Origin of the sequence: Rahnella sp. AN3-3W3, from assembly GCF_003263545.1 — a bacterium.
Lineage (GTDB): Bacteria > Pseudomonadota > Gammaproteobacteria > Enterobacterales > Enterobacteriaceae > Rahnella > Rahnella variigena.
In genome coordinates this window covers 1-19,808 of the sequence record NZ_JYDG01000021.1, presented here as the reverse complement: position 1 = coordinate 19,808, position 19,808 = coordinate 1, and the positions used below count along the sequence as shown (strand labels likewise).

At 52.1% G+C, this 19,808-nt stretch carries 17 protein-coding genes; 9 read left to right on the top strand and 8 right to left on the bottom strand.

The window, feature by feature from the left end; translation table 11 throughout:
• Window positions 1-113: 113 nt before the first annotated feature.
• A complete protein-coding gene (locus UC15_RS08345; RefSeq protein ID WP_112288029.1) occupies window positions 114-1,049 on the bottom strand; it encodes a hypothetical protein in 936 nt (311 codons plus the stop codon).
• A gap of 197 nt (window positions 1,050-1,246) precedes the next feature.
• Here UC15_RS08345 and UC15_RS08340 point away from each other — a divergent pair, with 197 nt between their 5' ends.
• Window positions 1,247-1,903: a Qnr family pentapeptide repeat protein gene (locus tag UC15_RS08340; protein ID WP_112288028.1), complete on the top strand. Its 657-nt coding sequence runs from the start codon at window positions 1,247-1,249 to the stop codon at window positions 1,901-1,903.
• Window positions 1,904-2,008: 105 nt separating this feature from the next.
• Window positions 2,009-3,262, top strand: a complete 1,254-nt coding sequence (gene cytX / locus UC15_RS08335; protein WP_112288027.1) for a putative hydroxymethylpyrimidine transporter CytX — start codon at window positions 2,009-2,011, stop codon at window positions 3,260-3,262.
• A 510-nt stretch (window positions 3,263-3,772) separates the two neighbouring features.
• On the opposite strand, the gene mqo is transcribed toward cytX, so the two are convergent.
• Window positions 3,773-5,425, bottom strand: coding sequence for a malate dehydrogenase (quinone) (gene mqo, locus UC15_RS08330; protein WP_112288026.1), 1,653 nt, complete (start codon window positions 5,423-5,425; stop codon window positions 3,773-3,775).
• Window positions 5,426-5,810: 385 nt separating this feature from the next.
• Complete coding sequence (locus UC15_RS08320) at window positions 5,811-7,460, bottom strand: malate:quinone oxidoreductase (protein WP_112288024.1); 1,650 nt, start codon at window positions 7,458-7,460, stop codon at window positions 5,811-5,813.
• Between the two features lie 574 nt (window positions 7,461-8,034).
• On the opposite strand from UC15_RS08320, the gene UC15_RS08315 reads away from it, so the two are divergent.
• Window positions 8,035-8,781: a flagellar brake protein gene (locus UC15_RS08315; protein WP_112288023.1), complete on the top strand. Its 747-nt coding sequence runs from the start codon at window positions 8,035-8,037 to the stop codon at window positions 8,779-8,781.
• 3 nt (window positions 8,782-8,784) lie between these two features.
• Here the strand turns inward: UC15_RS08315 and UC15_RS08310 are convergent, their stop codons facing one another.
• Window positions 8,785-9,543: an SDR family NAD(P)-dependent oxidoreductase gene (locus UC15_RS08310; protein WP_112288022.1), complete on the bottom strand. Its 759-nt coding sequence runs from the start codon at window positions 9,541-9,543 to the stop codon at window positions 8,785-8,787.
• Between the two features lie 126 nt (window positions 9,544-9,669).
• On the opposite strand from UC15_RS08310, the gene UC15_RS08305 reads away from it, so the two are divergent.
• The 4 genes from UC15_RS08305 (at window position 9,670) to UC15_RS08290 (ending at window position 14,214) form a co-directional block, all read left to right on the top strand.
• Window positions 9,670-10,569: a LysR family transcriptional regulator gene (locus UC15_RS08305; RefSeq protein ID WP_181955534.1), complete on the top strand. Its 900-nt coding sequence runs from the start codon at window positions 9,670-9,672 to the stop codon at window positions 10,567-10,569.
• Window positions 10,570-10,653: 84 nt separating this feature from the next.
• The gene (gene yhjD / locus UC15_RS08300; protein ID WP_112288020.1) at window positions 10,654-11,778 is read left to right on the top strand and encodes an inner membrane protein YhjD; all 1,125 of its coding nucleotides are present in this window, start codon (window positions 10,654-10,656) and stop codon (window positions 11,776-11,778) included.
• A gap of 287 nt (window positions 11,779-12,065) precedes the next feature.
• Window positions 12,066-13,388 carry an MFS transporter gene (locus UC15_RS08295; RefSeq protein WP_112288019.1) on the top strand — a complete coding sequence of 441 codons (1,323 nt, stop codon included), beginning with the start codon at window positions 12,066-12,068 and terminating at the stop codon, window positions 13,386-13,388.
• Between the two features lie 58 nt (window positions 13,389-13,446).
• Entirely contained in the window at window positions 13,447-14,214 is a 768-nt protein-coding gene (locus UC15_RS08290; protein ID WP_112288018.1) for a CDP-diacylglycerol diphosphatase, read from the top strand.
• Window positions 14,215-14,229: 15 nt separating this feature from the next.
• Here the strand turns inward: UC15_RS08290 and UC15_RS08285 are convergent, their stop codons facing one another.
• From UC15_RS08285 to pdeH, 4 genes are all read right to left on the bottom strand, one after another.
• Window positions 14,230-14,640, bottom strand: a complete 411-nt coding sequence (locus UC15_RS08285) for a type II toxin-antitoxin system HigA family antitoxin (protein WP_112288017.1) — start codon at window positions 14,638-14,640, stop codon at window positions 14,230-14,232.
• On the bottom strand, window positions 14,637-14,948 hold the full coding sequence (locus tag UC15_RS08280; protein ID WP_112288016.1) for a type II toxin-antitoxin system HigB family toxin: 312 nt from the start codon (window positions 14,946-14,948) through the stop codon (window positions 14,637-14,639). Before UC15_RS08280 ends, UC15_RS08285 begins: the two co-directional genes overlap by 4 nt.
• 78 nt (window positions 14,949-15,026) lie before the next feature.
• Complete coding sequence (locus UC15_RS08275; RefSeq protein ID WP_112288015.1) at window positions 15,027-17,081, bottom strand: AsmA family protein; 2,055 nt, start codon at window positions 17,079-17,081, stop codon at window positions 15,027-15,029.
• Window positions 17,082-17,293: 212 nt separating this feature from the next.
• Window positions 17,294-18,070 (bottom strand): cyclic-guanylate-specific phosphodiesterase, encoded by a 777-nt coding sequence (pdeH, locus tag UC15_RS08270; RefSeq protein WP_112288014.1) that lies wholly within the window; start codon window positions 18,068-18,070, stop codon window positions 17,294-17,296.
• A gap of 324 nt (window positions 18,071-18,394) precedes the next feature.
• On the opposite strand from pdeH, the gene UC15_RS08265 reads away from it, so the two are divergent.
• Together UC15_RS08265 and UC15_RS08260 are read left to right on the top strand one after the other, a co-directional pair.
• Entirely contained in the window at window positions 18,395-18,598 is a 204-nt protein-coding gene (locus UC15_RS08265; protein ID WP_112288013.1) for a 2-hydroxymuconate tautomerase family protein, read from the top strand.
• Between the two features lie 192 nt (window positions 18,599-18,790).
• Window positions 18,791-19,729 carry a sugar kinase gene (locus tag UC15_RS08260; protein WP_112288012.1) on the top strand — a complete coding sequence of 313 codons (939 nt, stop codon included), beginning with the start codon at window positions 18,791-18,793 and terminating at the stop codon, window positions 19,727-19,729.
• The last annotated feature ends 79 nt before the right edge of the window (window positions 19,730-19,808 follow it).

The window sequence follows — 19,808 nt, the reverse complement described above, 5'->3', positions numbered from 1 at the left end:
AAGCCTTTGAGCATAGTAACAGGCAGGGAATTGGGCAAAATTGACAGGGTAAAATTTGCCCACAAACCGATTCGTTCTTAATCAAGGTAGACTACTTTTCACACCGCAGGCTGTCAGTCTTCTGCCTCTGAGCTGTCTGAACCTGAGCCGAAGAAATCGCTACCATAAGCGCCTTCATCACTATCACTTGAACTGGAACTGCTCATACGTGGCTTGTAATGCTCCATATGGATTGCATATTCATCAGATTTTATGCCAACCATTTTCGGTACACGGATCTCCGGCCGGAAAAAACTGTTCACTACGTTAGACAGTTGTGCGTTATTTCTGGCAGACAGGATTATTTTCTGATCTGCTGGCGGTAAACTCCGACAATCTAAAATAATAGAATACGTCAGTCCTAAAATGGAGAGCATCTTCCCGTTAAAAATTATCGACAGACGGTTAAACGCCCTCTTTTCTAATAGACTAACAGCCTCCCGGCTCAGTTCTGGAATATGACATCTCGGCATCACTAATGCGACCTGATCCGTTAGCACCAGCGATGAATTTCGAAAAACAGGATGGGAATAGGCTATTTTATAAAATATACTGCCAAAGCGACTTGAGGATTTCAGTAATGGTGAACCCACTTCTAAAGAAAAAAACACATAACCGTCATTTCCCAACATCGAAATATCTATAGGCTGCGTGTTATCTGCATTAAACCGGATCCCCTTACTGATTAATTTCTTCCTCGAATATAAAATCAGATCGTTGTTCTTATTGACCACGTCAAGTGAATCTGTACAGTGAACAGCATAGAAAGGTGCCTGAGACAGGGTATTAAAAAAACTCTGCTCCTGAATCGTCAATTTACCCAGTGCTATTCGTAATGCGTGATAGTTATGCACAGAATAATCATCTATCGTTTTCTTGCCGGGCTGCCACAGAATACCATTACGCATCATGCTCTCACTGGTTTGTGAAGACCATCTATTGCGGGTATTGTGTAAGATCTTCTCGCCTGCTGTCTTTTTGGTGAAAACTTTTTTATCCGGTGCAAGCATATATTAATGCTCCATACTCAAAAGTAAATAACGAAGAGATTAAAATAAAAATACCTTCATAGCCACTTACTTAATAATTAATCAGCTTGAAAATATTATAAAATAAAGCAAACTGCGGATAATATAAAATCATTAACGAGTCCTGATTCTTCTGGTAACCTATTTATAACTGAAATAGAAAATTAACAGGATTGAGGATGTTTACCAATCAAGTATTCACTGACCAGCGTTTTAGCGTGAAGCAATTCACCGGCGAGACATTGGAGAACTGCCGCTTTTACCGCTGCCGGTTCGACAGCACCGATCTGTCAGAAACCGCATTTGTCGATTGTCTTTTTTACGATGATGAAGAACAAAAAGGCTGCTCTTTCCAGCATGCAAAATTGCAGGATGCCAGCTTTAAGCGCTGTGACCTGACGATGGCAGATTTCAAAAACATTCAGGCGCTGGGCTGTGAAATCCGTGAATGCAAAGCCACCGGTGCAGATTTCAGCGGTGCCAGTTTTATGAACATGATCACTTCACGCACCTGGTTTTGCAGCGCCTTCATGACTAAAAATAACTTCAGCTACGCCAACTTCAGCAAAGTCATTCTGGAGAAATGCGAGTTATGGGAAAACCGCTGGACCGGCGCAAACGTGCAGGGCGCAAACTTAAGCGGCTCCGACCTTTCCGGCGGCGAATTCACCGAGTTCGACTGGAATAACGTCAATATCACCCATTGCGACCTGACGAATTCAGATCTGGGCGAACTGAACATCCGTAAAGTCGATCTCGATGGCGTGAAAATCGACGACTGGCAGCAAAGCCATTTGCTGGAAAAATTGGGGATGATCGTGATCCATTCGAAGTGAGAGGAGTTGAAGTGAAAGGATCCTGCATAAATAAACCGCCCCTTCATCAGGATCACATCGCAATATGCTATAACAGGCATTCGCATTAGCCACGAAATTAACCTCATGAAAGATAATAGTATTTACTCCCCGCAGGCGTCTGTGCCGGAAAAATCACGGATGCTGGGTTGGTCTGATTTATTCTCGTTGTGGTTCTCACTCGGTATGGGCCTGATGGTGTTGCAGGCCGGGGCGATTCTGGCTCCGGGCCTCGGGCTGGCGGGTTCTCTGGCGGCGATTGCGCTGGGATCAGCCGTCGGGGTTGCGCTGCTGGCGCTGGTCGGGGTGACCGGCGGGCAAACCGGTTTGTCTTCAATGGCGTCGCTAAAGCTGAGCCTCGGAAAACGTGGCGTGGCGTTGCCGGTCTTGTTCAATCTGATCCAGCTGGTCGGCTGGGGCGCGTTTGAAATTGTGGTGATGCGCGATGCCGCCAGTCTGCTGGCAAAACGGGCCTGGGGCGACGGCAGTTTTTGGGCGGATCCGACCCTCTGGACGTTTATTTTCGGCATCGTCGCCACCTTGCTGGCGGCCAGCGGGCCACTGGCGTTTATCCGCGTGGTGCTGCGCCGCTGGGGTATCTGGTTGCTGCTGGCGAGCTGCGCATGGCTGACCGGTTATCTGTTCCTGCACGCGGATTTATCGACGCTGTGGCATAAAGCCGGAGACGGTTCGATGCCGTTCGCGCTGGCCTGCGATATCGTGGTGTCGATGGCGTTTTCATGGCTGCCGCTGGTGTCGGATTACACCCGTTTCGGCAAATCTGCGCGACAAAATTTCTGGGGCACCGCCTGCGGATATTTCCTCGGCAGCGTGTGGATGATGTCACTCGGCGTCGCTTATACGCTGGCGTTTGTCAGCACATCGGCCGATGCCAATGCGCTGCTGCTGGCGCTTTCTGGCGTTGCGCTGGGTATTCCGCTGTTGCTGATTCTGGTGGATGAACATGAAAATGCCTTTGCGGATATTCACTCTGCGGCGGTATCGGCGGGCACTTCTCTGCCGGTCAGTGTCGGTAAACTGACGCTGGGTATCGGCCTGCTGTGTACACTGATTGCCTGGTCAGTGCCGCTGACGCAATACGAAAACTTCTTGCTGCTGATTGGTTCGGTATTTGCGCCGCTGTTCGGCGTGGTACTGACGCATCATTTTGTTCTGCGCCGGCAGACACAAAAGGACCTGAACATTTGCTCTGTCGCGGCCTGGTTTATCGGTATCGCGGTCTATCATCTGATGGCAAATCTGCTGCCTGACGTCGGCGCGACGATCCCGTCGCTGCTGGTGGCGGGACTGGTGTGCTGGGGATTAGGGCGTAAAGACTGAGTTAAGAAAACCGCCCCAAAGGGCGGTTCCTTAATGACTACAAACCAGACCCTATGTTGACGTTAATATTGATATGAGAAACGTTTACGTTCCATCCATCATTTTCCGACGTCATCAAAGAACCCAGCACAACGATCAGTGCATAAATACACTTTTTCATTGTTGCGGCCTTTTACAACCGCGTTTCACCAATAAGCACCGGGACCGACTGATGAAGGACAAGCAGAATTGGGACTGCTTGTTCCCGCGGTACTCAAGTGCTAATTCCTGAGCCCGGTGACCCGTCGCTAAACAGGTGAATTAGTCCCGGCAGAAGATTAGCATCAAGACCATTCCTGGTGTAAGGTTATTTTTCACACAGGACTTGTCTATCTCGCCCTAATCGTGTAACTTTTCAGCGTTGGGGCTGCTTGTTTCCGCTAGTATTAAAAGGTTGATTCAGCGCTAACTGAATCACCCAACAAAAAAACCGCTCTCTGAAGCGGTTTTTTTGTGCCTGAAATCAGGAAATTACAAAGCAATATCCGCGGGCTGTTTTGGCTCTTGTTTGGCCTGAACGTCAAGCGGTCGCAGCTGAACCACGTCGGCGACCGGCGTGGTGATCATCGACGGCGTTTCCAGTTGCAGAATACGGCTGGTTTCCAGCAGCTCTTTCTCGGTCGCTTCGATATTGCCATTCAGTTTGGTGCCATAGGACGGGATGATTTCCCGGAATTTAGCCTGCCATTCTGCACTGGCGGCTTTTTCTTTAAAGACCGTTTCCAGCAGTTTCATCATGATAGGCGCTGCGGTTGATGCACCCGGTGAAGCCCCCAGCAAGGCGGCGATACTGCCGTCCTTCGCGCTGACCACTTCGGTGCCGAGACGCAATACGCCGCCGTGTTTGCCATCTTTTTTGATGACCTGCACGCGTTGTCCGGCCACCCAGCGTTTCCAGTCTTTTTGCTCGGCCTGCGGGAAGAACTCCTTCAGCGCGGCATGACGGTCTTCATCGCTGAGCATCACCTGCCCGACCAGATATTTCACCAGATCGAAGTTGCCCATGCCCACCCGGGTCATCGGCAGCAAGTTAGAACTGTTCACACTGCCGAACAAATCCCACAGGGAACCGTTTTTCAGGAATTTGCTAGAGAAGGTGGCGAACGGCCCGAACAGCAGAACCTGTTTGCCATCAATAATACGGGTGTCGAGATGCGGAACAGACATCGGCGGCGCGCCCACAGCAGCTTTGCCATAAACTTTCGCCAGATGACGTTTCACCACGTCCTGATTTTCGGTCACCAGGAATTCACCACCGACCGGGAAACCGCCGTATTCACGCGCTTCCGGAATACCGGATTTTTGCAGCAGCGTCAGGGACGCCCCGCCCGCGCCGATGAACACGAATTTCGCATTCACCACGTGGTGTTTGTGGCTGTGTTTAAGATCGGTAATTGTCACGCGCCAGCTTTTATCCGGATTGCGCTGGATATCGCGCACTTCCTGACCGTTTGCCAGCGTGAAATTGGATTTTTTCTGCAATGCTTCGACCAGCTGGCGGGTGACTTCGCCGAAGTTCACGTCGGTGCCTGCGGTGGTGCGGGTCGCGGCGACTTTTTGCGCCGGATCACGGCCTTCCATGACTGCCGGGATCCACTGTCTGATTTGTTCCGGGTCTTCTGAATATTCCATCCCGCGGAACAGGGTGCTTTCCTGCAACGCAGCAAAACGTTTGCGCAGGAAATCGATATTCTCATCGCCCCAGACAAAGCTCATGTGCGGCACGCTGTTGATGAAAGAGCGCGGGTTATTCAGCACGCCTTTCTGCACCTGATACGCCATAAACTGACGGGAAACCTGGAAGGCTTCGTTGATCGCCACCGCTTTGGTGATATCGACAGAACCGTCGGGCATCAGCGGGGTATAGTTCATTTCTGCCAGTGCGGAATGGCCGGTACCGGCGTTATTCCAGCCGTTGGAGCTTTCCTGCGCCACGCCGTCCATGCGTTCAATCATATGGACTGACCAGTCCGGCTCGAGTTCCTGGAGGTAGGTCCCCAGGGTTGCACTCATAATTCCGCCGCCGACCAGCAATACATCAACGGATTTTTCGTCTTCTGCGGCCGCAGGCTCGCTGGCACCCAGTGAGTCACGGTTGAGAAGCATACCAAGTATCTTTCTCATGACGTCTGTTTCTCTAAATGTTCAGTTCTGTTCTTGGCGATTCGGTTAAGAATATTGTTATGGCTGTCGAACAAGAAATTAGCAAAAAAACACGCGGGATCGTTACTGAAACTTCATTTTTTAAAATACTGGCTACGAATATAACATTATCACTACATAATTTAAAAAAGGATTTAACGTTTCAAAAAAACAGGCAAACGGGATACCGGACAGCACTTCAGGCCGCGTCACCGCTGGATTTTAAGGATTCTGCAAAGGGTTTTTGGAGGGCCCGGGGGCGGTCAAAGAACGAGCTATTCGTGCTAAATCGGGTTTTGAGGCGAAAATGAGATGTTAAAAAGGCGCAGTTGCCCGCGCCTTTACGATCACTTTTTACGGAATCAGATTACAACGCGACGTCTGCAACCTGCTTCTGCTCTTCACCCTTTTTAGGGGCTGAAGAATTGTCCGCTGCCGGTGCCGGTTCCGCCGCTTTTGGCTGCGGGTTGTCGAGCATCAGAACGCGGCTGGTGTCGCCCAGTTCTTTCTCGGTCGCGGCCACGTTGCCGTTCAGTTCGGTGCCGTAAGAAGGGATGATGTCCTTCAGTTTGGCCTGCCATTCTGGCGTTGCGACTTTGTCTTTAAACACTTTTTCCATCAGGTGCAGCATGATCGGTGCCGCAGTGGATGCGCCCGGAGAAGCACCCAGCAGCGCGGTAATGCTGCCATCTTTAGAGCTGACCACTTCGGTGCCGAGACGCAGAACGCCGCCTTCTTTCTCATCTTTTTTGATGATCTGCACACGCTGGCCCGCTTCCCACAGACGCCAGTCTTCTTTCTTCGCATCCGGGAAGTATTCACGTAACGCATCGAAACGATCGTCGTCGGACAACATCACCTGGCTGACCAGATATTTCACCAGATCGAAGTTGTCGATACCCACGTGGGTCATCGGCATGATATTGGAGAAATTCACGCTGCCGAACAGATCCCACAGGGAACCGTTTTTCAGGAATTTGCTGGAGAAGGTCGCGAACGGCCCGAACAGCAGAACCTGTTTGCCATCCAGAATACGGGTGTCGAGGTGCGGAACGGACATCGGCGGTGAGCCGACAGACGCTTTACCGTACACTTTTGCCAGATGGCGTTTCACCACGTCCGGGTTCTCGGTCACCAGGAATTCGCCGCCGACCGGGAAGCCGCCGTAGTTATCTGCTTCCGGAATGCCGGATTTTTGCAGCAACGTCAGGGACGCGCCGCCTGCGCCGATAAACACGAATTTCGCTTTGATGACGCTTTCTTTGTCGCCGTTTTTCAGGTCGGCAACGGTCACGTTCCAGGTGTTATCCGGGTTACGTTTGATGTCGCGCACTTCATGACCGAGGTTCAGCGAGAAGTTAGGTTTCTTCTGCAATGAGGCCACCAGCTGACGGGTGATTTCACCGAAGTTCACGTCGGTACCGATCGGAATGCGGGTCGCGGCCACTTTCTGCGCCGGGTCACGCCCTTCCATCACCAGCGGGATCCACTGTTTGATTTGCGCCGGGTCTTCTGAATATTCCATGCCGCGGAACAGCGTGCTTTGCTGCAGCGCCGCAAAACGTTTACGCAGGAAATTGATGTTGTCGTCACCCCACACAAAACTCATGTGCGGCGTGCTGTTGATGAAGGAACGCGGATTGTGCAGTACGCCGTTCTCAACCTGATAGGTCCAGAACTGACGGGAAATCTGGAAGGATTCGTTGATTTCGACCGCTTTGGAGATATCGATACTGCCGTCGGCTTTTTCCGGCGTGTAGTTCATTTCCGCCAGCGCAGAGTGGCCGGTACCGGCGTTGTTCCAGCCGTTGGAGCTTTCCAGCGCCACGCCGTCGAGACGCTCAACCATGTCGATTGACCAGTCTGGTTCTAATTCCTGAAGGTATGTCCCCAGCGTCGCGCTCATAATGCCGCCGCCGATCAGTAACACATCAACGGGTTTTTCATCTTCTGCCAACGCTGACTGGCTGAAAGCAACCACGTTAAGGCAGAGGATCATGGCGAGTATCTTTCTCATGACGTCTGTTTCTCTGAATGTTTAGTTTTAGTTTTGCAGGTGAAAGCTATCCAGATTTCCCCTGGATAAACGAAATCAACAACCCGGTGCGGTGGGAAATAAGCGATTATTTCCACAGAGTATGAAAGGACAATAATGGGGAGTAACGAAAACCGCGGCGAAGAACGACAAATCAACCACACAAATGTTACCGAATACTCATATTATCGAGATTTCGTAAACAATTTAACATTGTCGTTACGTGCATTAAAAATAGTTTAATACTTTAAATAATTACATAAGTTAGTTTCGCAGTGAAATTACATGCTGGTCGTCCGGTGGCAAAGAACGAATCTGATAATAAAAATCTGAGACAGAGGGGAAATAGACCTTCAATGGTGTGAAAGATAGCCTATATATAAATCAGGGACGCGCAAACAGCGCCCTTCGGCGCACAATTTCCCTTTGGACCGGTCAAAAACCACGTTATTACGCGATAAAGTTTTGTTCTGAGTGGCCGATAATCCGTATTGGGCGCCTTACACGTCAACGGCTGCGCCATAATTTTGCATTTATTTCTTATGAGGTGCGGCAGGTGAGCGAAGTATCTAAAGAGTCGTTTGCGAAGCGGAACACGCTGGCAATCTTGTCCGTTTTGCGTGACTTAAAGAAGAACCAGACGCTGGTTATGGTCAGCCATTCCCGCGGGCAATTTATCAGCAAAATTCTGGACGTCGACGCTGACCACCACCAGTTTTTATTCGATCTCGGCAGCTCAGATTATGAAAATGGTCTGGCAATGGACGCCGATACGCTGAATTTTGTGGCAGAACCGGCAGGCGCAAAGGTCGAATTTTCATGCAGTAAAGTTCGTCAGGTGGCATACGAAGGTTTACCCACTTTCACCTGTGATATCCCGCCCGTGTTGTATTCCATTCAGCGTCGTGAGTATTTCCGTGTGAATGTGCCGTGGCTGCCGGATTACCGTTGCAGCGGAAAACTGCCGGACACGACAGACTTTGCCTATCGCGTGAGGGATATTTCTCTTGGCGGGCTGGGGCTGGAGATTGACGGCATGACGCCGCCGGAAATCAGTTCAGGCGCAGTGCTGAAAGATTCCCTGATCGAACTGGCCGAGCTTGGGAAATTCAAAGTGGATTTGCAGTACATCGGCGCGATGGCGCGTAAATCGGTGAGTAATAAAGGTGAAACTGTCAGCAAACAGCGGCTGAGTTTTAAGTTTCCGAATTTATCGCCCGCGCAGGAACGCGACCTGCAACGGGCAATTTTCGAACTCGAAAAACAGCAACATATGAAAGCAAAGCGTTTCCAGCACGATTAAGGTTTAGATAAACATACCGCCTGAAGCCTCGACGCGCTGGGCGGTCATCCAGCCAGCTTCATCGCTCAGCATCATCGCCACCATCCCGCCAATATCATCCGGCAAACCGGCGCGTCCCAGTGCGGTATTGGCTGAGACAATTTTGTTCACTTCCGGATTATCGCGCACCATACCGCCGCTGAAATCCGTTTCGATCGCGCCAGGTGCCAGCACGTTCGCGGTAATGCCACGGGCGCCCAGTTCTTTGGCCTGATAGCGGGTCAGCACTTCAATTGCACCTTTCATGATCGCGTAAGCCGAAGAGCCCGGCAGTGCGAAACGCGCCAGTCCGCTGGAAACATTCAGAATGCGTCCACCGTCTGCCATCAGCGGCAGCAGTTTCTGCGTCAGGAAAAATGGCCCTTTCAGGTGGACGTTCATCATCAGGTCAAACTGTTCTTCAGTGGTATCCGCAAAAGACTCATGCAAACCCACACCGGCATTGTTCACCAGAAAATCAAAAGTGTCGCGCTGCCAGACCTGTTGCAGCTGAGTTTTTACCTGCGCCACAAAAGCGTCAAAGCTGCCGGACGCGCCGGTATTCAGCTGTAGCGCCACCGCTTTTCCGCCCTGTGCTTCAACTGATTGCACCACCGCCTGCGCCGCATCCGCCTGGCGGTGGTAAGTCAGAATGATATCAACGTTGTTTTTTGCCAGCTTTTCAATGGCATTCTTGCCTAATCCACGGCTTCCGCCGGTCACAATAGCGATTTTACGGTTCATTTTGGGCCTCTTTGGATTTTTGTCACTGATACATCGGTTGAAACATAGCCTATTGGATTACCTGAGTGCGATAAATGGTTCATAATGAGTTTCACTGTCTCAATACCAACAACAATCGGGCAAAATGTGGATAAAATTCAATCAATGCAGGTCTTCGTTCGCGTGGCGGAGCTGAGTAATTTTACCCGTGCAGCAGAAAGTCTCGGTTTGCCGAAAGGCAGTGTCTCGCGCCTCGTCCAGCAGCTGGAGACGCGCATGTCGGCACGCCTGCTGCACCGTTCCACGCGCCGCGTGCAGCTGACGCAGGACGGGCAGGTGTTTTATCAGCGCTGCAAAGAGCTGCTGGCCAACATGGAGGAGCTTGAGTCGATGTTTCAGTCGAATCCGGCCAGCGTCAGCGGGCGGTTACGGGTTGATATGACCACCGGCATGGCGACCAGTCTGGTGCTGCCGCGCCTGGCCGAATTCCTCAACCGTTATCCTGCGCTGGAAATTGAGCTGAGCTGTACCGATCATCGTGTGGATGTGGTGCGCGAAGGGTTCGATTGCGTGATCCGCACCGGCACGCTGAAAGATTCCGGCCTGATTGCCCGCCCGCTCGGGCAGCTCAGCGTGGTGAACTGCGCCAGCCCCGGTTATCTGCGTCGTTATGGCACGCCTGATCACCCAGACCAGCTGGCGCAGCACGCGATGGTCCATTACGAACAAATTCTCGGCAGCCATACGTCCGCCTTTGAATATCTCGACGGTAAGCAGGTGAAAACCGTTAAAAGCGGCGGCGCAGTGACGGTCAACAGCACTGAAACTTACGTCTCTGCCTGTCTGGCCGGATTAGGCATTATTCAGGCGCCGTTGCTCGGCGTGCGTGACGCGCTGGCAAGCGGTCAGCTGGTGAGTATTTTGCCGCAGTTCCGTGCCCCGCCAATGCCGGTGACGCTGGTTTATCCGCACCGCCTGAACCTTTCCCGCCGCGTGAAAGTGTTTATGGACTGGCTGACCGACATTACTCAAACGTTCATTGCCTGAGCGCTTAAACCGCCGCGACTTAGTCCCGGCGGCTCAGGCGTCTATACTTAAAACCGGATGCACTTTTAAGGACAACATGGATCAATGCCCATCATTTCTAAACAAGAACCTGATACCCAGGAAAAACCCGAGCCGCTGATTAATATCAAAACCGGTAATTCTACGGTGGATAAAAACATCGGCAGATTTTCACGACTGGTGGAACACGTTCAGTCATGGGGCTGGGTCGCCCACCTGCTGCGCGCTACCGAGCGCTTTAATGACCGTCTTGGCAGCCAGTTTGGCGCGGCCATCACCTATTTTTCGTTTCTGTCGCTGATCCCAATCCTGATGGTGTCCTTCGCCGCCGTCGGTTTTGTGCTGGCCTCAAATCCCGATTTGCTGGCGGAGCTGATCAATAAAATCGTCAACAGCATCAGCGACCCGAATCTGGCGAACACGCTGAAAAGTACGGTGAATACCGCCATCCAGCAGCGTACCGCCGTGGGGTTATCCGGTTTGCTGATTGCGCTCTATTCCGGTATCAGCTGGATGGGGAATTTGCGCGAGGCGATCCGCGCACAATCGCGCGATGTCTGGGAACGTAATCCGCAGGATCAGGAGAAAATTTACCGCCGCTACATCCGCGACTTCATTTCACTGACCGGGCTGGTGCTGGCGCTGATTATCACGCTGTCACTGACGTCGATTGCCGGTGCCGCGCAAAAAACCATTGTCGATGCGCTGGGTCTTGGCGGCATTGACTGGCTGCGTCCGGTGATGACCAGCATCACGCTGGTGATTTCTATTGCCGCCAACTATTTGCTGTTCCTGTGGATTTTCTGGATGCTGCCGCGCCACAAGCCACGTAAAAAAGCGCTGCTGCGCGGGACGTTGCTGGCTGCGGTGGGCTTTGAGGTGATCAAATTCGTGATGACCATGACGCTGCCGAAACTGGCGACGTCGCCTTCTGGCGCGGCGTTCGGTTCGGTGATCGGGCTGATGGCTTTCTTCTATTTCTTCGCCCGTCTGACGTTATTTGTGGCGGCGTGGATAGCGACTGCAAAATACAAAGATGATCCGAAAATGCCGGATCACCGTCAGAATGCAGGCAAAAATGAGAAAAACGCCACGGAAAACGACAGTGAATACACGCCGGACAATCTCATCGTGCCAGATGAAATGCATATATCAGCAATTAATTCTGATAATGAGATTAAAAAGCAGTGAATAATGCCAAATCAGGCATTACACTGCGCTGAAAACCAGAATAACTGACTGAGAGCCGTACTTTTATTTCGCGGTTTTGCAGTCAGTTACTCTGCCTTTTAACCATTCGCCAAACTTATGATTGGTGAAATCTCGGCCTGATAAAACATTCCCCCGATCCGGCTTTAAACGCCTTTTTTCAACGCCTCCGCTGCGTTGAAATACCGCCCTGCTCTGCATAAGATGCCTTTTCGATATACATTTATTTACATTAGATCCCTCCCACTCATTACAAATAAGAAACACTTATGCAAGCCACTATCACTCCAGAATTAGAAGCTGACGCCAACCTGGTGAGTCAGAACTCCCGCGGCAAAGTTATCGTGGCATCGCTAATCGGTACGGCCATTGAATTCTTCGACTTTTATATCTACGCCACTGCCGCGGTAATTGTATTCCCGCACATTTTCTTCCCGCAGGGTGATCCGACAGCGGCCACACTTCAGTCGCTCGCCACCTTCGCCATCGCCTTTATTGCACGTCCGATTGGCTCGGCACTGTTCGGTCACTTCGGCGACCGCGTCGGGCGTAAAGTCACACTTGTGGCATCTTTGCTGACCATGGGCGTGTCCACCGTGGTGATCGGCCTGCTGCCGACTTACGCGACGATTGGCGTCTTCGCACCATTACTGCTGGCGCTGGCGCGCTTTGGTCAGGGTCTGGGACTGGGCGGTGAATGGGGCGGCGCGGCGCTGCTGGCCACCGAGAATGCGCCGGCGAAGAAACGTGCCCTCTACGGTTCTTTCCCGCAGCTCGGCGCACCGATCGGCTTCTTCTTTGCCAACGGCATGTTCCTGCTGCTGTCGTGGCTGCTGACCGATGAACAGTTCATTTCCTGGGGCTGGCGTGTGCCGTTCCTGCTGTCTGCGGTGCTGGTGATTGTCGGCCTGTATGTGCGTGTTTCCCTGCACGAAACGCCGGTGTTCGCCAAAATCGCCAAAGCCGGTAAACAGGTGAAAGTGCCCATCGGTACGCTGTTCACCAAATACAAAAAAGCGACGCTGCTCGGCACGTTCATCATGGTCGCGACTTACACGCTGTTCTACATCATGACCGTGTATTCACTGGGTTACGGCACGGCGGCAAAGCCGGTCGGACTGGGCATTCCGCGCAATGAATTTCTGCTGATGCTAATGATTGGCGTGATCGGCTTCGGCGTGATGGTGCCGGTTGCCGGTCAGCTGGCGGATAAGTTTGGCCGTCGCAAAACCATGATTTGCATTACGCTGCTGATGATCGTCTTCGCCCTGTGCTTCCCGACCATTCTGGGTGCCGGTTCACAGGCGCTGGTGATGGTATTCCTGCTGTGCGGATTTATGGTGATGGGACTGACCTTCGGTCCGATGGGCGCACTGCTGCCGGAACTTTTCCCGACAGAAGTTCGTTATACCGGCGCATCCTTCTCCTATAATGTGTCTTCGATACTGGGTGCGTCCGTCGCGCCGTATATCGCCACCTGGCTGGCAACTCATTACGGGTTGTTCTACGTGGGCGTGTATCTGGCCTCGATGGCAACGCTGACACTGATCGCGCTGCTGTTGTCCAAAGAAACCGCCCATCAGTCACTGTAACTGACCCGACACCGTGCCCGGTATGCGCCCGGCACGGTGCCTTCAGCGAAGGTTCCTTATGCGCTTACGACGTTTTATCCTGCCTGTTCTGATCTTGCTTATCGTTATTGCTGCGGCCTTCTGGTATTTCTGGCCTCATACCTCCAATCCCAACGCCCTGTGGAACATCATCAGTAAGAAATGCGTGCCGAATCAGCAAAGTACAGGCAAACCTGAGCCCTGCGCACAGGTCGATGAACCACAAGGTTTTGTGGTGCTGAAAGATCTGAACGGCCCGCTGCAATATCTGCTGATGCCCACCGCGCGGATCACCGGTATGGAAAGCCCGGCTTTACTTGAACCAGCAACGCCGAACTTTTTCAGTCAGGCATGGAATGCGCGGCATTTTATGGCGGATAAATACGGTAAACCGATCGATGACAGCAATGTCTCGCTGGCGATTAACTCGCAGTATGGCCGATCGCAGAATCAGCTGCATATCCACATTTCCTGCCTTCTGCCGCAGGTGAAAACCACGCTGAGCAAAGATGGCGCGCAGATGGGATATAACTGGCAAGAGCTGCCGGATAAGCTGCTCGGACATACCTATCTGGCGCGCAAAGTGACACAGGCTGAACTGAATGAAAAAGGCGCTTTCCGGCTTCTGGCCGAAGGCGTGCCGGAAGCGGATAAAAAGATGGGGCATTTCGGCATGGCAATGGTCAGCCTGCCGGGCGGCGATTTCCTGCTGCTCGCCAGCGAGCGTGACTTACTGAAACTCAACAACGCCTCGACCGAGGAGATCCAGGACCACAAATGTGCGGTACTGGATCCGGTGCCTCAGTGATGCAGATTCAGCGAATTAGATAAACAATGCGGGAGAAATCCCGAAGCGGTCGGCAAGCTTTCCGATGTGCTCAACGGTCAGCTTGCGTTCCCCGCGCAGAATGCGGGAAACCAGAGATTTACTGCCGATTTCGTCAGCTAAATCACTTTGCTTCAAACCATATTGATCCATCAAGGTCATGAGAACGGCGATGCCGTCCGGTAATGCGTCCATGTCTGCCCGAAAATTAATGATTTCTGGCAGCGTGTTTTCGTAGGCGGTAATTCTGTTGCTGACAATATCCAGTAAAGGACTGGTCGGGTTATTCATCAGTAAGTACTCAACCAGTTCCAGCGCTTCCTGATAGTCCTGCTCGTTGGGATTTTCTCCCAGCAAAGGTACGGCGCTGACCAACGCCTCAGTCGCTTTAATGGCGTCCTTAATCATTTCTTTTTCCCCCGGTGCTGATCGGTAAACCGATCGTATTCGGCGTGGGTATAAATCCCTTTGACATAAAACTTTTGGCTTTCAAAGAAGATCAGCGCAATCACCCTGACCTCGTTTCTTGCGAGGTTGATAACATAATGTTTATCAAGATATTTAAAATTATCCAGCGAAGGGTAGACCTTTCTCAGCGCTGCCGGTGTGGGGAAATTCCCTTTCTCAATCACCTTTCCGAGACTGAGCAATTCCGTTTTATATTGCGGAAATCGCACAGCCGCTTCGGCTAAGGCACGCATTGTAATCAGATGCATTATTCTTCCATAAGTTGACAACCTGGCAACAGCGTAACACTCCGCCGCCAGGTTGCCAATATGGCAACTTGAAAACGATTACTTCTCTTTCATCTGCTGCAATATCGGGCCGCACTGATTTTCTTCATTATCGCTTGGAGAAATCAGGGCGAGTAATGCCGCGGCGGGAGCCACCACTGCACCGAGCGCGACGGCGGCGGCACCACGGGCAATCAGCGGACCCGGTTTCACGCCGGCATCCGGATTTTTGTAGGTACCGCGAACATACAACGGTGAACGTAAGGTCAGGATACGCACGCCCTTACTTTCCGGGTTGATCGACAAGTCCAGACGCTCGGTCGCCATATTGGTGTTACCGGTGATGTTGATGACCGCGTTCTCGGTATCAAATACAAACAGCCGTGGCGTTACCAGCCCGTTCTTCACGTTGACGTTGGCGGCCGCACAGTTGATGGCCACTTCGTCATCGCCAAACAGTTTGCTGACCACGTAGTTACCGACATTCAGCCCAGCCAGTTCCATCAGACCCCGGCTGATCACGCCGTCGTTGATGAGGATTTTCATGTCGCCGTTGCTGGTGCCCAGAAGCGCCGCGACCGAATTGCCGGTACCGGTCAGCGTGGCATCACCGTTCAGGTCACCCAGGCTGCGCTCCATCGACTGCACGCTTGGCAGCAGCTGTTTCAGTTTCAGCTTACGGGCATGAATATCTGCACGCGCCTGCATTGGCGATTTGTCCCCTTCAAGCCGGATAGTGGAATTCAGGTTCCCGCCCGCGACGCCGAAGCGCAGCGGATCCAGCAGGATTTCACCGTCCGTCAGTTTCAGATGCGTGCTCAAATCACTCAGCGGCAGAGATTTGCCGTGCTCGATGCGTTTGGCGCTGAACTTCACATCGGCATCCATGACGCGCCAGCTCTTGGTATCAAATTTCTCCACCGGCAGCACTTTATCGGCAGGCTGGCGGGTGGTTTCCCCACGTTTGGCTTTATCTTTGTTGGAATCCGCACCAATCAGCGGCGCCAGATCGGCAAAGCGCAGTTGTTTAGACACCACATCGCCGGTCAGTTTTGGCCGTGGTTTGCTGGCCTGATAGGTCAGGGAACCGTGAATGTCGCTGTCGCCAATTTCACCATTAAAGTTCTGATAACGGTAAATCGCGCCATTTTTGCCATGCAACGTCGCCGATAAATGCCCGTCAGTGGAATAAGGTGGCGTTTGCGGCAACAACACGCCGGTCAGACCGTACAAATCAGACAGCGTCTGGCCGGAGAATTTCAGGCGTAAATCCAGGCCACCGAGGTTCATCGCATCCTGCAAGGTTCCGGCCACCGCTACCCGCGTGTTGCCTGAACGTACATCGGCCTGTAACGGGAAAAGCGCATCGGGGTCTTTCAGCGCCAGCATGCCGCCGATTTTACCGCTACCAGAGAGCGATTCGCCGTTGTATTTACCGTCAACTTTCCAGCCGAAAACGTACGGCGGAGTTTTAGATTTCGACGCATCTTTTTTATCGCCGACCACTTCGGTAAACGGCAGCGGTTTGCCCAGCGGATCAATAATGGCGCGGAAATCGGCTTTCATTTTCGCGTCTTTATAATCGATTTGTCCGCGGTCAAACACGATGTCATTGAGGGTAAATGACCAGGCGGAAGGCGGCTGCGCCGGGTCTTTGGTGTCGCTGTTGGCAAGATTAAACGTCCAGTTATTTTTGCCATTATCGAGGCGTACCAGTGACGCATCCGGCTGTTTCAGCCAGATACGCGGAATAAGGACTTCTTTATGCAGCAGCGCGAGTGGCGCAATACTGGCGTCCACGCGGGCGAGTTTCACCATCTGCGCGTCTTTTTCACCAGTTTGCACATCAGAAGGGTTACCGAGCACGATATCTTCGGCATGAATGTGCGGCCAAGGCACCCAAGCACGCCAGCCCGCCTCATCTTTCTGCCGCGACCAGTCCACCCCTAAATTGCCGCGAATGGCAAAAGTACGGTTCAGTTCAGCGCTGACCTTTTGATTAATGGTAGGTTTGAGGCGGTTCCAGTCGAAGGTCGCGATGAAAATCACGACAGCGATCAACAGAATCACAATGATGCCCACAACCCAGGAGATCACTTTACCTGTGCGCGTCATAAAGCTGTTCCTTTCAGACAGTTAACGAATCCCAGTGTTTAACCATAGTTGAATTTGTCGCAATTTGCCGGAACCGGCGTGTGAAAAAGAAGAAAAACGAGGCAGGAGATGTGAATGTAAAAGCATTTAAATCAACAGAATAACAATGAATCACACCACCTCTACGCACCGGGCAATTTGAGACTTCGCCTCAGCGGGTAAGGTGTGATCCATTATCCTTTGAAATGTATTGGCAGGTTATCAAGATTGTCGAACGTCGCAGGACGCGCCAGATAATAGCCCTGAGCGGCGAGCGCATCCGAATTACACACCATCGCCCATTCCGAGGCTGTTTCGACCCCTTCAATGATCACGCCTTTGCTGTAGCGGTTCATCAGCGTCACCAGCGTATAAAACAGGCGCGAGCCTTCTTCGCTCTGTCCCAAAAGAATAAACAAATCGCGGGCGATTTTGATGTATTCGTAATGCCAGGTGGTGAAAGAAGAAAAGTTTGCGATCCCCTGACCAAAATCGTCGAGCCATAAACGGTCAGATTGCTCGATTTGCGACAACGGAATACTCAGGGCATGTTCAGCGCTTTCGACCAGTTCAAAACGTACGTAAGGCATCGCGCTGATTTGCGCGCGCAGCGCGATGTCAGATTGCAGCATTTCCAGCACCTGACCATCGACGTTGATAGAAGCCAGTAATTCATGGTCGATGAACAAACTTTGCCAGCGCTGTAACAGGTCGAGTTGCTCCTGCACGATTTGCAGGCGCTTGCCCACGGCTATCGCAACAAAATATTCTTCAGGTGAAATGAATTTGTGCGGATCCGCCGGGTGGAAAACCCCGGTCAGTAATTCAATCCCCAACAGCTTTCCTGTCGTGCGATAAATAGGCTGAAAACGGTACACTCTCTGACACTGACGCCAGTAAGACTGTGCTTTTACGCGTTCAATCGCGGTAAAAGAAGGCGTAATCAGCCCTAACATCATCTTAGTTATCATATTTTTCTGCCGTCATGAATAAGATTCAGATCATCAGGGGACATGCGGCAACATGTGTTGCGTGACAACAATGGCGTCCATGTGAACAGACCGGACTTCAGCGAAGCACGTCGTTTCATGGCGGCAAAGTAGCCCGGTTTCCTGGCTTTCATTAGTAGAGTTATCTATCGGCGTAGCGCGGGGAAACTTTAATCACTCCGCATTTCTCTGCATGATTTGCGCATAAAAAACCCGAAAACCGGGCTGGAAGTTCCTTTCAGCAGGCTCTACATTGGGATGGATGAAACATTTCACTAACGTCTTATTCACAATCAGGAGAGAGCAATGCCTTACGTCAATATCAAAATCACCCGTGAGGGCGCGACGGCAGAACAGAAGAAAGCCCTGATTGCCGGTGTGACGCAGTTGCTGGTGGATACGCTGGGTAAAAACCCGGCCAGCACTTTCGTCATTATTGATGAGGTCGACACAGATAACTGGGGTCTGGGTGGCCGTCCGGTGACTGAATTGCGCAAGGAAAGTCAGTAACGCCCGCAGGTGGAAGTGCCGCTGCTTCCACTTTTTCTCAGATTTTCCTGCGTTTTTTTACCTCTTGCAGAAAAAAATAAAACCTCGTTTTAATTTATTTGACTGACCGCATTCTTATGAAGAGACTAGAGCGCAATAATGACGATCTTTTCTTTCCTTTCGTTTTAATGCTTCAGACATAGGCCAGGTACAATGACCCGCAAAAACATTGCCGTAATCGGCGAATGCATGATCGAATTATCTCAGAAAGGCGATGCCCTCCACCGCGGTTTTGGTGGCGACACGCTGAATACGTCTGTTTATATTTCCCGTCAGGTTTCCCCTGATGCGCTGAACGTGCATTACGTGACCGCGCTCGGCACCGACAGTTTCAGCAGTGAGATGTTGCAGGCGTGGCAGCAGGAAGGCGTGAACACAGATCTGACTCAGCGTCTGGAAAACAAACTGCCTGGCTTGTATGTGATTGAAACCGACGACACCGGCGAGCGCACGTTCTATTACTGGCGCAATGATGCCGCCGCGCGCTACTGGCTCGACAGCCCGCAATCCGAAGAGATTTGTCAGAAGCTGGCAGAATTCGATTACCTGTACCTGAGCGGCATCAGTCTGGCGATCCTTAACGATGAAAGCCGTAACCGTCTGATGACCCTGCTGAAAGCCTGCCGTTCACGCGGTGGCAAAGTCATTTTCGACAACAACTATCGTCCGCGCCTGTGGGCCAGCAAAGAACAGACGCAGGCCGCGTATAATGCAATGCTTTCCTGCACAGATATCGCTTTCCTGACGCTCGACGATGAAGACATGTTGTGGGGTCAGAAGCCGTATGAGGAAGTGATCGCACGCACCCACGCGCTGGGCGTCAGCGAAGTGGTAGTGAAACGCGGAGCCGACAGCTGCATCGTGTCCAGCGCCGAAGGCGAGCAGCACGATGTGCCTGCGGTGAAATTGCCGAAAGAGAAAGTGATCGATACAACCGCCGCAGGGGATTCCTTCAGCGCCGGGTATTTAGCAGTAAGGCTCACCGGCGGAAGCGCGGTGGAAGCGGCAGTGCGCGGGCATGAGACAGCGAGCACCGTGATTCAGCATCGCGGGGCGATCATCCCGATGGAGTTTATGCCGGAGCGGGTATAACGGTTTTCTTTACTCCGGGCGGGCCGAATTGGGCTTTGGTTTTTACTCCTCCCCCTGCGAAGGGGGAGGCTGGGAGGGG

Bases quoted from the DNA above. Each gene is read 5' to 3' on its own strand.
- UC15_RS08345 (WP_112288029.1), bottom strand. From the start codon at position 1,049: ATGCTTGCACCGGATAAAAAAGTTTTCACCAAAAAGACAGCAGGCGAG.
- UC15_RS08340 (WP_112288028.1), top strand. From the start codon at position 1,247: ATGTTTACCAATCAAGTATTCACTGACCAGCGTTTTAGCGTGAAGCAA.
- cytX (WP_112288027.1), top strand. From the start codon at position 2,009: ATGAAAGATAATAGTATTTACTCCCCGCAGGCGTCTGTGCCGGAAAAA.
- mqo (WP_112288026.1), bottom strand. From the start codon at position 5,425: ATGAGAAAGATACTTGGTATGCTTCTCAACCGTGACTCACTGGGTGCC.
- UC15_RS08320 (WP_112288024.1), bottom strand. From the start codon at position 7,460: ATGAGAAAGATACTCGCCATGATCCTCTGCCTTAACGTGGTTGCTTTC.
- UC15_RS08310 (WP_112288022.1), bottom strand. From the start codon at position 9,543: ATGAACCGTAAAATCGCTATTGTGACCGGCGGAAGCCGTGGATTAGGC.
- yhjD (WP_112288020.1), top strand. From the start codon at position 10,654: ATGCCCATCATTTCTAAACAAGAACCTGATACCCAGGAAAAACCCGAG.
- UC15_RS08295 (WP_112288019.1), top strand. From the start codon at position 12,066: ATGCAAGCCACTATCACTCCAGAATTAGAAGCTGACGCCAACCTGGTG.
- UC15_RS08290 (WP_112288018.1), top strand. From the start codon at position 13,447: ATGCGCTTACGACGTTTTATCCTGCCTGTTCTGATCTTGCTTATCGTT.
- UC15_RS08285 (WP_112288017.1), bottom strand. From the start codon at position 14,640: ATGATTAAGGACGCCATTAAAGCGACTGAGGCGTTGGTCAGCGCCGTA.
- UC15_RS08280 (WP_112288016.1), bottom strand. From the start codon at position 14,948: ATGCATCTGATTACAATGCGTGCCTTAGCCGAAGCGGCTGTGCGATTT.
- UC15_RS08275 (WP_112288015.1), bottom strand. From the start codon at position 17,081: ATGACGCGCACAGGTAAAGTGATCTCCTGGGTTGTGGGCATCATTGTG.
- pdeH (WP_112288014.1), bottom strand. From the start codon at position 18,070: ATGATAACTAAGATGATGTTAGGGCTGATTACGCCTTCTTTTACCGCG.
- UC15_RS08265 (WP_112288013.1), top strand. From the start codon at position 18,395: ATGCCTTACGTCAATATCAAAATCACCCGTGAGGGCGCGACGGCAGAA.
- UC15_RS08260 (WP_112288012.1), top strand. From the start codon at position 18,791: ATGACCCGCAAAAACATTGCCGTAATCGGCGAATGCATGATCGAATTA.